A 12800-nucleotide genomic window follows, 5' to 3' on the forward strand; every position below is an offset into this window, starting at 1 on the left:
TAGTAAAAGAGAGAGGATTATCAATGTTGTCGAAGTCTAAAGCTTCACCGTATATAGTAACCTTAATTCTCTCTTTTGTTCTTTCTATTTATAGCAACAATTTACTGAGAATCAAACTTAAGTCGTATATAATTTATTGCTGCTTCTTACCTACTCACGAAAAAGTCCTGCGGATTTTCCATCTGTGATTTTTTTGCTAACTTTAATGCTTAAACCACACAACGAGTCATATACAAAACCTTTAAGCACAATAAAAAGCTAAATGACAAGAACAATAATAAATTCCACAATTGCATTAACTACTGCATTTTTGCTTACAATAATTCTTCATGAATTAGCTCATTATGTGATGTCTATTAGTTTAGATTACGATACAACTTTATTTCATAACAAAGTTGTTACAAAAACAAGTGGAATAAAAACCCACGAAATAATGATTGCTGGAATTGCTCCTCTTTTTTCTTTAGCTCAAGGAATAATTGCGTACACAATTTCCAAAGCAATGAAACCAAACCCAATTTCCTTATTAATTTTATGGTTAGGTATAGCTGGAATAATCACTTTTTTTGGATATTTAATGATAGCACCTATAATTCCAATTGGAGATACTGGAAAAGTATTTTCAATGCTAAATATTCCAATGATAATACAAGTAATAATTTCAATTTTAGCACTTTTAGTAATTACGATACTATTGATGAAATCTACAAAGCAATTTGAAAAATATGCTATTAAAGATTTTGGAGATATTAAAACCAATAGAAAAAAATGGTCTATTTCTTTAATACTAATTCCTTTATTAATTAGTATCATTTTAATCACAATTTTTCAATTCCCGATTCCGCATATAGCAAGTATTTTGGCAACGGTCTGTGCCCCTTTTTCAATTATGGCAATATTTGGGACTTTTATTGGAGGTAAAAATGAAATAAAAGCAGACTTGCAAGGAAATTCTTTAAACAAGAACATTTCTATTCCTATATTATTTCTACTTATTTTAACAATTATTGTTAATAGAATGTTAGTTAGTGGAATATAATTATTGTGCCTAACCCGTGTATAATCCATTGAAAGTTCTCGCCTACTTCTGAAAATTCTCGCGGATTTTCTACCTGCCTACCGGCAGGCAGGTTCGGTTTTTATTTGCTAAATTAGGTGCTTAAACACGCCACTAATCATATACAAACATTTATACTCAATTGAAAAAACTATGAAAACTATAATAAATATTATTCAAAAGCTATCATTTTTAATTTTGCTTATAGCTATGTTTATGGGTTGTAACTCAAAAAATAAAGAGTCTATTAAAGACACACAAAAGATAACGTCCAAAAAGGCTCTTTTAGCTGTGATAGATTCTATTAACTCAGAAATAAATAACGGAGATTATGGATTAATTGACCGTTTTATGGTCATACAAAATGACGAGCAATTGGCAGATTATAAATATGATCAAGACTACGAAACCATTGTTCAACAATATGACACCACCAATCATCAATACAATTTCAATAATACGGATTGGCATCCGTATTACAAGAAAAGTGAATTGCACACCCTTCAATCTGTCACCAAAAGTATTACCTCAATCCTTTTAGGTATTGCCTTGGATTTGGACGATGAATATAATGTTAGCAACAAAGCAATGCCTTTATTGACTGGTTATAATGACTCTGACTTTCAAGATAAACGAAAGCAAAATATAACCATTGAAGATTTATTGACTATGAGAAGTGGAATACAATGGAATGAAGAGACCGATCATAATGACCATACAAATGACTGTTTTTTACTGGAAGCAAGTGACAACTGGATTGAATATGTACTGAGCAAACCTATGGATACCATACCAGGAACAAAATTCGTGTATAATGGTGGTGGAACTGTGCTTTTAGGTAAAATCGTTAGAACCATAACTGGAAAACGAATCGATAAATGGGCAGAAGAAAAACTTTTTGAGCCACTTGGCATTACAGATTACTACTGGAAAGAAACACCCGATGGAGAAATTGATACGGAAGGAGGTTTGTATCTTAAGACAGAAGACTTGGCTAAAATTGGTGCACTATATCTTAATAATGGAAAATGGAATGGCAAGCAAATTGTATCTAAAAGTTGGGTTACAACATCCACAAGCCCTTTACTTAAAAACGTAAAACCGCAATGGCGAGATGTAACGGGATATGGTTATCAATGGTGGATTCCAGAATATACAGATGATGGCAGAGTGGGTATTTACGCAGCCAACGGATATGGAGGACAATATTTAATGGTAGCACCAGAATACAATTTAATAATAGTCTTTAATGGTTGGAATATTAATAGTGAGCCAGAAAAGTCAACTTATAGGGTTTTGCGAGACAGAATAATCCCGACACTTAAGAAAAAATAACTGGGTACAACGTATATAACTCATAGCGAATGAGTTGCTAATCGAAGTTAAGGCACATTTGCAAGTCCGCCAAATTTTTTAATTTGGCTTATTAAAAAAAAGGTAATAAGATAATTTAAAAAATTCGGCTCGTGCTTAACCAAAAAGCAATCGCTAATTTGCACGATACGAGCCATATACAAGACGGTTGGCATTAATTGACTCAAAACTATCTGATGAATAAATATTGGCAATTACCAAACACAAAAGATATTGTTTTAATTAGAGACAATTATGTTTATTACGGACAAAGCGAAACAGAAATAACAGAAATACCTGAATATTTTGACAGAATATCACTAAATAAAATTAAAAAAATTAAGAATAGTGAAAAATCGAAATTTCTAAAATTCTATGATAGAAGTTCTGTAAAAAATATATCTATAGAAAGTGAAAAGATTAAAACAGAAATTATTGAATTCATAAAAGAAAATCTATCTGAATTCAAATATTGGAAAGACTCACCAAGTAATATTGAATATGCCAAAGAATATTATTTCTTTATGGCGTTTATTTTATTTTGCTTCTCTTGCTCTATTTATTTCTATATCGGAATCTCAAACGGAGAAAAATTTCCGCTAACAAATATAAAAGTAGGAATTTTACATTTTTGCTTATATCTGGCTGAATCTGGAATTATAAAGTTTGTATCTATGTACTTAATTATTTTTGGATTGACGATATACTCTTTGAGGAGAAAATTACGAACGAAAGGATATATAGAAACCTTAAAAAGAAAAAACAACTAATGTCATTGCTTATTTGGAAAATTCTTTAATAATTTTCGCGCGTTTACTTTTGTTTACTAAATTAGTTGCTTAAACATGTAAAAAACCATACACAAACATGTTGTGGGTAATCCCGAAAAAATGTAGTGATTGAACTAAAAACCATAAGAGAATACTATAAGCCCATTCAACCAACCGTTTCGGCTGGCGATATAGAAATAAGTTATCAAGAAATCCAGCCAGATAAGGAAATCGAGAGCTTTGTTTACTGCTTTTGGCAACTTAAAACACAAAAAGCTTTAAAAAGCGATTATAATTACCGAGTGGTTTCAGACGGTTGCATCGATATTTTTTTTGAACACCAAAAACCGATTAAAAACTTTGTAATGGGATTTTGCCGCAAGTTCGTTCAATTCCCCTTAGGAAATGAATTTGATTATATTGGCGTTCGTTTTTTGCCTTCTGCATTTTCACACTTGTTCGGAATTAACGCTAAAACTTTAAGCAATCAATCACAAAAACTGAACAAAATTTTGCCCAATTTTTCCGAGTGGATTAACTCCACCATAAAACCTACAGATTCAATAGAAAACATTATAAAAAGCCTAAACATAAAATTAATAGGTTATACAAAAAATCAAGTCGTCCATTACGACCATCGTTTTTTAGATGCTCTAAACCTGATTTTCCGAAAGAATGGATTTTTGGACACAGAAAAAGAACTTAATACAGGCTTAAGTCCAAGACAATTACGTAGGATTTTCAATTTTTATATAGGCACGACACCAAAATCGTTCAGCAATATTGTACGTTTTCAGCACATTTTGAATGCAAAGCCTTCAAAACAAAGTCTAAAAGAAAACAAACTGTACTTTGATGTTGGTTTTTTTGACCAAGCTCATTTTATTAAAAACTTCAAAACTTTTTACGGAGTAACACCTTCAGAAGCCTTCCGTTAAGTTTGTCCGATTTTTACAATTCTTATCATTCTTGTCGATCTAAATTTGTTGTAATAAAATCATTAACAATGAGAACATTATTATTAACCGTGTTTGTTCTTACAATAAGTTTGACAAATGCACAAACAGCAAAAAAGATGAAACTAAACGCAGGGATAATTACCGAAAAATTACGAGAAACCAAGAAGTTTTACACAGAAGTTTTAGACTTTGGTGTGAGTTTTGAAAACGAATTTTATCTATTACTTCACACACCTAACCAATCGGCAGAATTCAGTTTTTTGCAGCCAAACCACCCAAGTCAAAATCCTATATTTCAATCAGCATTTAATGGAAAAGGTGTTTACTTAACAATTGAGGTTGAAAACGTAGATAAAGTTTACAAAAAACTAAAAGACAAAGGAGTTCAGCTGGAAATCGAAATCAAAGATGAACCTTGGGGAGATAGACATTTTGCAATTAAGGACCCGAACGGAATTGGAATTGATATTGTAACTTATACCAAGCCCGAAGAATAAAGTAATATATACAACATAATATAAACGCAATAGCGGTTTGAGTGCGCTCTCGAACCGTTTTTGTGTTTAATTAAGTATCTTTCTATCCGAAAACAATGTGTCTTAAATTCTCTACTACGTTTATAAGACTATTAGCACCAATTGTAGGACTACGCAACACGACAATAATATGGATATTGTAAACTATAATAAATCAGCTTGGGACGGTTACGTTGATAAAAAAGATCGTTGGACAATTCCTGTTTCTCAACAAGAATTGGAAAACGCAAATAATGGAAACTGGAATATTTTTTTGACACCCAATAGACCTGTTCCTCACAATTGGTTTCATGACTTAAAAGGTTTAAAGATTTTAGGACTTGTATCTGGCGGTGGACAACAAGGACCTATACTTGCAACTTTGGGAGCAGACGTAACAATTTTTGACAACTCTGATAAACAGTTACAACAAGACAAAACAACAAGCGAGAAATTTAATCTTGACATTAAAACTGTTCAAGGTGATATGAGAAACCTTTCTGTGTTTGCCGACAACTCATTTGACCTGGTTTTCAATCCTTGTTCAATACTATTTGTTGACAATGTTTTTCCAGTTTGGAAAGAATGTTTCCGAATCTTAAAACCAAACGGAATTTTAATGACAGGGTTAATCAATCCAATTTCATTTCAAATTGAAGAACAAAGTTTGAAACTAATTTACAAACAGCCTTTTTCAGACTTACACTCACTACCAACAGAAAAATTAAATGAACTAAAAGAGAATATGAAGCATTGGTATTTGGACATAGCTTGACAGACCAAATTAGCGGACAATTAGAAGCTGGTTTTAGCCTGACAAATATGTATGAAGACAATTGGGGTGGAGAAAGTAAAATGGACGACTTTTTTCCTACCTTTATAGATACAAGAGCTATAAAAACAAATAAAAAAAATAGTGCTAACAATGGCTATAAGTAATAGTTTGGTGCGTGCTTGCAAGATTAAGTGCTAACCACAGAAACTATTCTTGACAAATGACGTTACTAGAAAATTGAATATAAAAACATAAAAGATGATAAGAATTGTACCTATACTCCTGCTAACCTTTTTAACTTTAAGTTGCTCTCACTTTAATAAAAAAAATGAACAGAACGAGGAAATAAACCATTTACGTGCCGAACTTGACAGTTTAAAAAAATTAAAAACGGAAAATCCAGACGATATGAACGGACAAATTGCAACATTTTTAACATTTCAAAAAGAGGATGCAGAACAGGCCATGAACTTTTATGTAGGGCTGTTTGCCAATTCCAAAATTATTAACATAAATCGTTGGGGCAAAGAAGGACCAGGAAAAGAAGGTAAAATTATGCATGCCACATTTTCTTTAAATGGAAAAGCGTTTATGTGTAGCGATAGCCCACCAATTCATGACTGGGATTTTACACCAGCAGTTTCAAATTATGTTGAATGCGAAGACGAAAATGAACTTGAAAGGTTATTTACAAAACTATCCGAAAACGGAAAGATTATGATGCCATTAAACAATTATGGTTTCAGTAAGAAATTTGGATTTGTTGAAGATCAATTTGGAGTTTCTTGGCAATTAAACCTGAATTAGAGAAAAACTATTGCCAATAATGGCATAAGCAAATGCTTACAGTTATCTTATTAGTAGACGGAACTGCACAGGCAAGAATGGAGGCCTACCATAAAGAATTGAAATCCTTAATTATAACAAACAATAAATAAAGTGATCTTTTAAATATATGGATTGTTTCTATTGAACTTGTTTTAAAGTATGGTTCTAAAATCAAACTTAAGTGTCCAGCCAAATAACACACCAATAGAATTACAATATTTTTACTTTACTCCCATAGCCTTCTAAATTTTTTATTCGTTTTTAGTTTATTATATTAGTTACTTAATCACCTGTCTCCCAATTGGCAGCCGCAATTTGATAAACCTTTATTAGTACAAACTATTAAAACTATAAAAACTATAAAAAATGAAACCTTTTAGTATTGCAATAATAATGGTTATATCATTAATCTTCTCAGCATCTGCCCAAGACAATTGCTTAACTCAGGAAAATCTTAAAAAACTGGATGCTTCCTGGGAAAAAGCACAGTTAGATTTAGACTTCGAGGCTATAAACTTACTATTATCTGATGATTTTATTTGGGTTCATAATCATGCCAATACGATTGATGATAAGCCCGCAGTGTTAGAAAGAGTTACTCGCCATTTAAGTAGTAATAATAAAGATACAAAATCACGAATTTCTAAAGATGTAAACGTAATTATCTTTGGCACAACAGCAATTGTTAGCGGTTTTACAATAGTTGATAGAGGTCCAAGACCAACTACCTATCATTTTATGAGAACTTATGCCGAAAACAAAGGAAAATGCTATTTAATAGCTAACCAAACTATGGCAATACCAGAAAAAGAGTGATGGATTACTTTGCCTTTAAGTAGCGTATGGACATAACAAAAAAACAAATATTAAATATGAAAAAAACCATTTACATCTTTATTATAGCTATAGCCTTTTCAAGTATAGCATACGCCCAAGACAACGATAAGCTTTTTGCTATGATTTATTCTAAAGGACCAGAGTGGAACGAAAAAGTATCAGCTTCGAAGCAAGATTATTTTAAGGCACATTCACTTCATCTTCAAAATTTAAGAAAACTTGAAAAAATCTTAATGGGTGGCAGGTATTCAGATTTAGGTTTTATGATTTTAAAGGCAAAGAATATGCCTGAAGCGCAATTAATAACTAAAAAAGATTCGTCTGTTGTAAATGGTATCTTTAAAGTAGAATTATTTGAATTTAAGCCGTTCTATAATGGATGTATTGGAGAGGAGCATTAAAAATTGATATGTTTTTTTAAATGACTATGGACATTGAAGAAATTGAAAATTTATAATGGCTTGTAATACTGTTTATAATTTACACAGCTTAACTTACTCTACACTAATAATTTATAAGTAATTTAAAAAATTATCTTAAAAATGAAAAAACAAAAAATTGATTGGCTAAATCATTCATTAGAATTTATTGTAGTAATAGTTGGAATACTCATTGCTTTTCAATTGAATAAGTGCTCATCTGAAAAAGAACAACGTAAAACAATTGAAACTCATTCTATAGAAATTAACAAAGAAACTTATTCAAACAAAAAATCGTTTGAAAATGCCATCAAATATGATGAATTGCATTTAATGAAAATGGATACACTATTAGGGCTAATTGATAAAAAAAACGATTTTGAAAAGGTGAATAATCTTTCGATAGAATTATTGAATTTAGGAGGTGTGTATATAAGAAAAAATGCTTACCAAAATTTGGTTGAGACAGGAGATATTAGGTTTATGAAAAACTTTGAAGAGAAGCAAAAAATCATCAACCTGTATGAATATTATAAATGGGTAGAAGGTTTTAACGAAATTTCAGCTAATTTATATACTAGTGACTATTATCCTTATTTAAAGAAGAATTTGGACTTGGTGAAAGGATCTGTTCAAAAAGACGAAGTGTACACATCCAAAGAATTTAAAAATATTCTTGGAGCTTATTATAAAACCAGCAGAAATAGACTACAAAAATATAAAGATTGTCTTGTGGTAATAGACAAATATTTAGGAGAAAAAAATTAAAAAATTACTATATTAAACATATGTTTTCATTTTCATTAAATCATTTAGCCCTTTCGGTAAAAGATGTTAACAAATCTCTGGCTTTTTACCAGAAAGTCTTTCAGCTTAAAGAAATTAAAAATACGGCTTCAAACTCTAAAACAAGATGGCTATCGCTTAACCAAGGGAAACAACTTCACCTTATTCCGCGACCAAATTCTATAATAAAGACCAATAAGGCCGTTCATTTTGCTTTAGCAACGCCTCATTTTAATGCATTTGTAAAACATCTCGAAGCAATACCTGTTAATTATACCGATTGGCTCAATAGGCCTAACAAAGATTACATACGAAAAGATGGTGTTAAACAGATATATTTTCAAGATTTAGATGGTTATTGGATTGAAATAAATAATGATGCCTAAAAAATTATAATAAATTTACTTTAATAATAAATTAATTAATCGTAATATTGCAATAGATAAATAAAAGAACCTATGGGATTAGCAAAAACCGAAATGTTTACAGACCAGCAAAATGAAATTTCATTGTTTGCTAAAGCATTTGGCCATCCTGCTAGAGTTGCTATTTTACAACATTTATTTAAAATTAACTCTTGTGTTTGTGGTGATTTAGTTAACGAAATTGGTTTAGCACAGCCTACCATTTCTCAACATTTAAAAGAACTAAAACATTTAGGTTTAATTAAAGGCAACGTGGAAGGAACAAGTGTTTGCTATTGTATTGATAAAAAAAACTGGACAGCTATGAAAAAAATAATGTCTCAATTTCTTAATCAAGACTTAATAGAAAAAGGAGATTGCTGTTAAAAAAATTTAAATCTATTAATCGTATAATCGCAATAAATAAATATAATTATGAAATTAGAACACGTTAAATCTACATTAAACACATTAGAAACCATAGGTTTTCAATTGCCAAACGGAGAATTAGTACCAAAACACTTTCATGTAACAGAGGTTGGAAAAATCACAAAACATTTTATAGATTGTGGTGGCACAGAAAGAAAAGAAGAAGTTGTAAATTTTCAACTGTGGAATGCCAACGACTACAACCATAGACTACACCCAGAAAAGTTATTGAAAATTATTGAGCTTTCGCAAAAAGTTTTAAACATAGGTGATTTAGAAATTGAGGTAGAATATCAAGGCGAAACCATTGAAAAATTTGGATTAGATTTTAATGGAGATAATTTTTTATTAACCTCAAAACAAACCGATTGTTTGGCTAAAGACAACTGTGGCATCCCATTAAAAAAGCCAAAAATAAAATTGTCCAGTTTAAATGATGAACCTTGTTGTGCTCCAGATGGAAACTGTTGCTAAAAAAACCATACAAATTTTATAAAAAATGATAACAACAAAACCAACCCTATTCCCAGCAATAGAAAAAGTTATTAAACAATTAGATACTAATAAGGTTTCAAACAAACGTAAAGCAGTTTTAAAACCACTGATAGATATAATTCAATCTAAGGTTACAAATAATCAAGAGATTAGAATTAATTTTATCTGTACTCACAATTCACGAAGAAGTCATTTATCACAAGTTTGGACACAAACAATGGCAAACTATTTTAATATTAAAAAAGTATTTTGCTATTCAGGAGGAACAGAAACTACAGCACTCTTTCCAATGGTTGTAGATACATTACAAAATTCTGGTTTTAAAATCAAAGTAATTTCAGAAGGTAGTAACCCTATTTACAGTATAAAATATGCCAACAACGAGCATCCCATTATTGGATTTTCGAAAAAGTTAGATGACGATTTTAATCCTAAATCTGAATTTACAGCAATCATGACTTGTGATTCGGCAAACGAAGCATGTCCCTTTGTTCCTGGAGCAGAAAAACGTATTCCTATAACTTTTGAAGACCCAAAAGTTTTTGACAACACACCGCAACAGGAAGAAAAATACAAAGAGCGTAGTCTGCAAATCGCTACTGAATTGTTTTACGTATTCTCTCAAATTAGTTCTTAAAACATGGCATTAAAAAAATTAAGTTTCCTCGATAGAAATCTAACACTTTGGATATTTGTTGCCATGGCTTTTGGAGTTGGTCTTGGTTATTTTTTTCCAACGTTTCCAGACATTATAAACGCATTTAATAGTGGAACCACAAATATTCCTATAGCTATTGGTTTAATTTTAATGATGTATCCACCTTTGGCAAAGGTTAATTATGCATTACTACCAAAGGTTTTTAAAAACACAAAAATCCTCTCTATTTCTCTAATATTAAATTGGATTATTGGTCCTGTATTAATGTTTATATTGGCTATTACCTTTTTAAGGGATTACCCGGAATATATGGTCGGTCTTATTTTAATAGGGCTGGCACGTTGTATAGCCATGGTTTTAGTATGGAACGATCTCGCAGATGGCAGTAGCGAATATGGCGCAGGTTTAGTGGCTTTAAACAGTATTTTTCAAGTGTTTGCCTACAGCTTTTATGCTTGGATTTTTATAACCGTGCTTCCACCCTATTTTGGGTTTGAAAGTGCCATTGTAGATATTTCTATAGCAACAATTGCAGAAAGTGTCGCTATTTATTTAGGTATACCATTTATAATGGGAATTTTAAGCAGACTCGTTTTAGTAAAGCTAAAAGGCGAAGCATGGTATACCAATACATTTATTCCTGCCATTTCACCAATTACCTTAATTGCTTTATTATTTACTATTGTTATTATGTTTTCGCTAAAAGGTGAATTGATTGTTGAAATCCCAATGGATGTGATAATAATAGCAATTCCTTTGCTTATCTATTTTACCTTAATGTTCATTATTGGATTTTTCTTTACCAAAGCTACAGGTGCATCTTACGACAAAACAACAGCTGTTGCTTTTACAGCTGCGGGAAACAACTTCGAATTGGCTATTGCAGTTGCTATAGCCGTTTTCGGATTAAATTCTGGGCAAGCATTTGCAGGAGTTATTGGGCCATTAGTAGAAGTACCTGCTCTAATTTTATTAGTTCGTGTATCCTTTTGGCTTAGAAAAAAGTACTTTAAAAAAGTTGTTGCTTAACACTTTGGTATTTTATTAAAAAGCTAATAATAGCGACAAAAAAAAGCCATCTTTAAAGATGGCTTTTTTTAAATTTATGCTATACCTTACTCCTTATATAAATATACTGCAGATGCAGACATTAAGCTGTTAGAAAGTACAGGAGCTATATCACCTCCAGCACCTATATTATTAAAGGCTAATATTTTACCATTTTCTGCTTCGGCTATAAATACTGTTTGTGTAGTGCCATCGAACGCAACATCTACAGGGTTACCTAATTCTGTACTTGCACCAGAAACTATAACTTGATCAGATACAGCTAATGTACCTCCATCGCCAGTGGCATTAAACTTAGTAGTAAAGTCAGAAATAACATGAAACCCTCCATCTGTACTGCTGGCTGCATCACCAATATCTGTTAAAACAGCTGTATTAGATTGAGCATCGTAAGTTATACCATGTGTTCTTGTTAAACCATCTATTGCAATAGTTTTAGAAGCTGCTAAAGTAACATCTGTTTCGTTACTTAAGAAATCTGTAAAAACAGCAAGTTCATTTGTTGTATCTACAATAGCGTAAAGGTCATCACCTATAAATGTAATACCCCAAACCTTAATGTTTGTAGTAATAGTGTTTTTTAACTCAAAACCATTGGCTGTTTTTTTATATATAAAAAAACGTCCATCTGGTGTAGCTACCTGTCCATCGACATCGTTGTTATCTGCTACAACATATAATGCATTGTCTTTTACAGCCATTTCTCTTGGGTTATCCATATCTGCAGTTCCAGAAATATCAACTGTAACAGTTGTTCCAGAAACTAAATTCGAGACGTTAGAAAAACCTTCGATAGATAATCCTGATCTTGATGCTTGAGAAACAACATCTGCAGTAGCATCATAATGAATACCGTCTGCCATCGTGCTTGTTGTAATTAATGTTGTACCAGTAACGTTAGATAAATCTGTTACATCATAAATAGTAATGTTACCATTTGCATTGTTAGAAGTGTACAAACGCGTTGATGCTGTTTGTGGCGTGTCGTTATTACCGCCATTGTCATCGTCGCTACTACAAGACGTAAATGTTATTGACGATAATGCTAAAATGCTAAATAATTTAATTGAATGTTTCAATGTTCTCATTTTGTTTATTTGTTTAGTTTAAATTTTTGATAAATTGTTGTAATACTAAACTTACGGCAAGAACTTTAAAATAGTCTTTTTAAAACACGCCTTTAACCAAAAATTAACAGCCAAACCCTTTTTTTCTTAAAAAAAACATAACACATTTATTATATGCAAAAGCGATTATTTTAAATGATGAAGAATGAAGGCTTTAAAGAAAAAAGCTACTTCGAGTAGGCTGAAGTAGCTTTTTTAAGTTGTAGTAGGTAAATGTTTCTTTTTAGGGACTTGAGTAAAAGTTTACTTTATGTTTCATCCGCATACTACACGGAAGATATTCCAATTATTATACCAAAATAATAATTTATTTTAAATAA

At 31.3% G+C, this 12800-nt stretch carries 17 protein-coding genes; 16 read left to right on the forward strand and 1 reads right to left on the reverse strand.

Annotated elements, in window-relative coordinates:
• Window positions 1–262 precede the first annotated feature (262 nt).
• The 16 genes from ACVC43_RS01385 to arsB all read left to right on the forward strand — a co-directional run bounded on the left by ACVC43_RS01385 (window position 263) and on the right by arsB (window position 11314).
• The gene (locus tag ACVC43_RS01385; protein WP_452222787.1) at window positions 263–1039 is read left to right on the forward strand and encodes a hypothetical protein; all 777 of its coding nucleotides are present in this window, start codon (window positions 263–265) and stop codon (window positions 1037–1039) included.
• A gap of 171 nt (window positions 1040–1210) precedes the next feature.
• A complete protein-coding gene (locus ACVC43_RS01390; RefSeq protein ID WP_452222788.1) occupies window positions 1211–2392 on the forward strand; it encodes a serine hydrolase domain-containing protein in 1182 nt (393 codons plus the stop codon).
• A 215-nt stretch (window positions 2393–2607) separates the two neighbouring features.
• Window positions 2608–3180 (forward strand): hypothetical protein, encoded by a 573-nt coding sequence (locus tag ACVC43_RS01395; protein ID WP_452222789.1) that lies wholly within the window; start codon window positions 2608–2610, stop codon window positions 3178–3180.
• 125 nt (window positions 3181–3305) lie between these two features.
• On the forward strand, window positions 3306–4118 hold the full coding sequence (locus tag ACVC43_RS01400; RefSeq protein ID WP_452222790.1) for an AraC family transcriptional regulator: 813 nt from the start codon (window positions 3306–3308) through the stop codon (window positions 4116–4118).
• 137 nt (window positions 4119–4255) lie between these two features.
• Window positions 4256–4636: a VOC family protein gene (locus ACVC43_RS01405; protein WP_452222823.1), complete on the forward strand. Its 381-nt coding sequence runs from the start codon at window positions 4256–4258 to the stop codon at window positions 4634–4636.
• Between the two features lie 169 nt (window positions 4637–4805).
• Entirely contained in the window at window positions 4806–5429 is a 624-nt protein-coding gene (locus tag ACVC43_RS01410) for a class I SAM-dependent methyltransferase (protein ID WP_452222791.1), read from the forward strand.
• Window positions 5426–5593: a hypothetical protein gene (locus tag ACVC43_RS01415; protein ID WP_452222792.1), complete on the forward strand. Its 168-nt coding sequence runs from the start codon at window positions 5426–5428 to the stop codon at window positions 5591–5593. The genes ACVC43_RS01410 and ACVC43_RS01415 overlap by 4 nt, the downstream gene beginning before the upstream one ends.
• A 94-nt stretch (window positions 5594–5687) precedes the next feature.
• Window positions 5688–6236, forward strand: a complete 549-nt coding sequence (locus ACVC43_RS01420; protein WP_452222793.1) for a VOC family protein — start codon at window positions 5688–5690, stop codon at window positions 6234–6236.
• A gap of 387 nt (window positions 6237–6623) precedes the next feature.
• Window positions 6624–7073 carry a nuclear transport factor 2 family protein gene (locus ACVC43_RS01425; RefSeq protein ID WP_452222794.1) on the forward strand — a complete coding sequence of 150 codons (450 nt, stop codon included), beginning with the start codon at window positions 6624–6626 and terminating at the stop codon, window positions 7071–7073.
• 56 nt (window positions 7074–7129) lie between these two features.
• Window positions 7130–7495, forward strand: coding sequence for a YciI family protein (locus ACVC43_RS01430; RefSeq protein ID WP_452222795.1), 366 nt, complete (start codon window positions 7130–7132; stop codon window positions 7493–7495).
• Between the two features lie 141 nt (window positions 7496–7636).
• Window positions 7637–8281: a hypothetical protein gene (locus ACVC43_RS01435; RefSeq protein ID WP_452222796.1), complete on the forward strand. Its 645-nt coding sequence runs from the start codon at window positions 7637–7639 to the stop codon at window positions 8279–8281.
• A gap of 20 nt (window positions 8282–8301) precedes the next feature.
• Window positions 8302–8685 (forward strand): VOC family protein, encoded by a 384-nt coding sequence (locus ACVC43_RS01440; RefSeq protein WP_452222797.1) that lies wholly within the window; start codon window positions 8302–8304, stop codon window positions 8683–8685.
• Window positions 8686–8757: 72 nt separating this feature from the next.
• Window positions 8758–9090: an ArsR/SmtB family transcription factor gene (locus tag ACVC43_RS01445; protein WP_452222798.1), complete on the forward strand. Its 333-nt coding sequence runs from the start codon at window positions 8758–8760 to the stop codon at window positions 9088–9090.
• Window positions 9091–9138: 48 nt separating this feature from the next.
• Window positions 9139–9606: a DUF6428 family protein gene (locus ACVC43_RS01450; protein WP_452222799.1), complete on the forward strand. Its 468-nt coding sequence runs from the start codon at window positions 9139–9141 to the stop codon at window positions 9604–9606.
• A 25-nt stretch (window positions 9607–9631) separates the two neighbouring features.
• Entirely contained in the window at window positions 9632–10264 is a 633-nt protein-coding gene (locus ACVC43_RS01455) for a protein-tyrosine-phosphatase (protein WP_452222800.1), read from the forward strand.
• Window positions 10265–10267: 3 nt separating this feature from the next.
• Entirely contained in the window at window positions 10268–11314 is a 1047-nt protein-coding gene (gene arsB, locus ACVC43_RS01460; protein ID WP_452222801.1) for an ACR3 family arsenite efflux transporter, read from the forward strand.
• An 86-nt stretch (window positions 11315–11400) separates the two neighbouring features.
• Here arsB and ACVC43_RS01465 read toward each other — a convergent pair whose 3' ends face one another.
• Window positions 11401–12441 (reverse strand): hypothetical protein, encoded by a 1041-nt coding sequence (locus ACVC43_RS01465; RefSeq protein WP_452222802.1) that lies wholly within the window; start codon window positions 12439–12441, stop codon window positions 11401–11403.
• Between the last annotated feature and the right edge of the window lie 359 nt (window positions 12442–12800).

It is taken from the genome of Lacinutrix chionoecetis, assembly GCF_053604665.1.

Excerpts from the sequence above, each read along its gene's own strand:
- ACVC43_RS01420 (WP_452222793.1), top strand. The coding sequence starts at position 5,688 with ATGATAAGAATTGTACCTATACTCCTGCTAACCTTTTTAACTTTAAGT.
- ACVC43_RS01455 (WP_452222800.1), top strand. The coding sequence starts at position 9,632 with ATGATAACAACAAAACCAACCCTATTCCCAGCAATAGAAAAAGTTATT.
- ACVC43_RS01395 (WP_452222789.1), top strand. The coding sequence starts at position 2,608 with ATGAATAAATATTGGCAATTACCAAACACAAAAGATATTGTTTTAATT.
- ACVC43_RS01435 (WP_452222796.1), top strand. The coding sequence starts at position 7,637 with ATGAAAAAACAAAAAATTGATTGGCTAAATCATTCATTAGAATTTATT.
- ACVC43_RS01390 (WP_452222788.1), top strand. The coding sequence starts at position 1,211 with ATGAAAACTATAATAAATATTATTCAAAAGCTATCATTTTTAATTTTG.
- ACVC43_RS01425 (WP_452222794.1), top strand. The coding sequence starts at position 6,624 with ATGAAACCTTTTAGTATTGCAATAATAATGGTTATATCATTAATCTTC.
- ACVC43_RS01430 (WP_452222795.1), top strand. The coding sequence starts at position 7,130 with ATGAAAAAAACCATTTACATCTTTATTATAGCTATAGCCTTTTCAAGT.
- ACVC43_RS01445 (WP_452222798.1), top strand. The coding sequence starts at position 8,758 with ATGGGATTAGCAAAAACCGAAATGTTTACAGACCAGCAAAATGAAATT.
- ACVC43_RS01450 (WP_452222799.1), top strand. The coding sequence starts at position 9,139 with ATGAAATTAGAACACGTTAAATCTACATTAAACACATTAGAAACCATA.
- ACVC43_RS01465 (WP_452222802.1), bottom strand. The coding sequence starts at position 12,441 with ATGAGAACATTGAAACATTCAATTAAATTATTTAGCATTTTAGCATTA.
- ACVC43_RS01385 (WP_452222787.1), top strand. The coding sequence starts at position 263 with ATGACAAGAACAATAATAAATTCCACAATTGCATTAACTACTGCATTT.
- ACVC43_RS01440 (WP_452222797.1), top strand. The coding sequence starts at position 8,302 with ATGTTTTCATTTTCATTAAATCATTTAGCCCTTTCGGTAAAAGATGTT.
- arsB (WP_452222801.1), top strand. The coding sequence starts at position 10,268 with ATGGCATTAAAAAAATTAAGTTTCCTCGATAGAAATCTAACACTTTGG.
- ACVC43_RS01405 (WP_452222823.1), top strand. The coding sequence starts at position 4,256 with ATGAAACTAAACGCAGGGATAATTACCGAAAAATTACGAGAAACCAAG.
- ACVC43_RS01410 (WP_452222791.1), top strand. The coding sequence starts at position 4,806 with ATGGATATTGTAAACTATAATAAATCAGCTTGGGACGGTTACGTTGAT.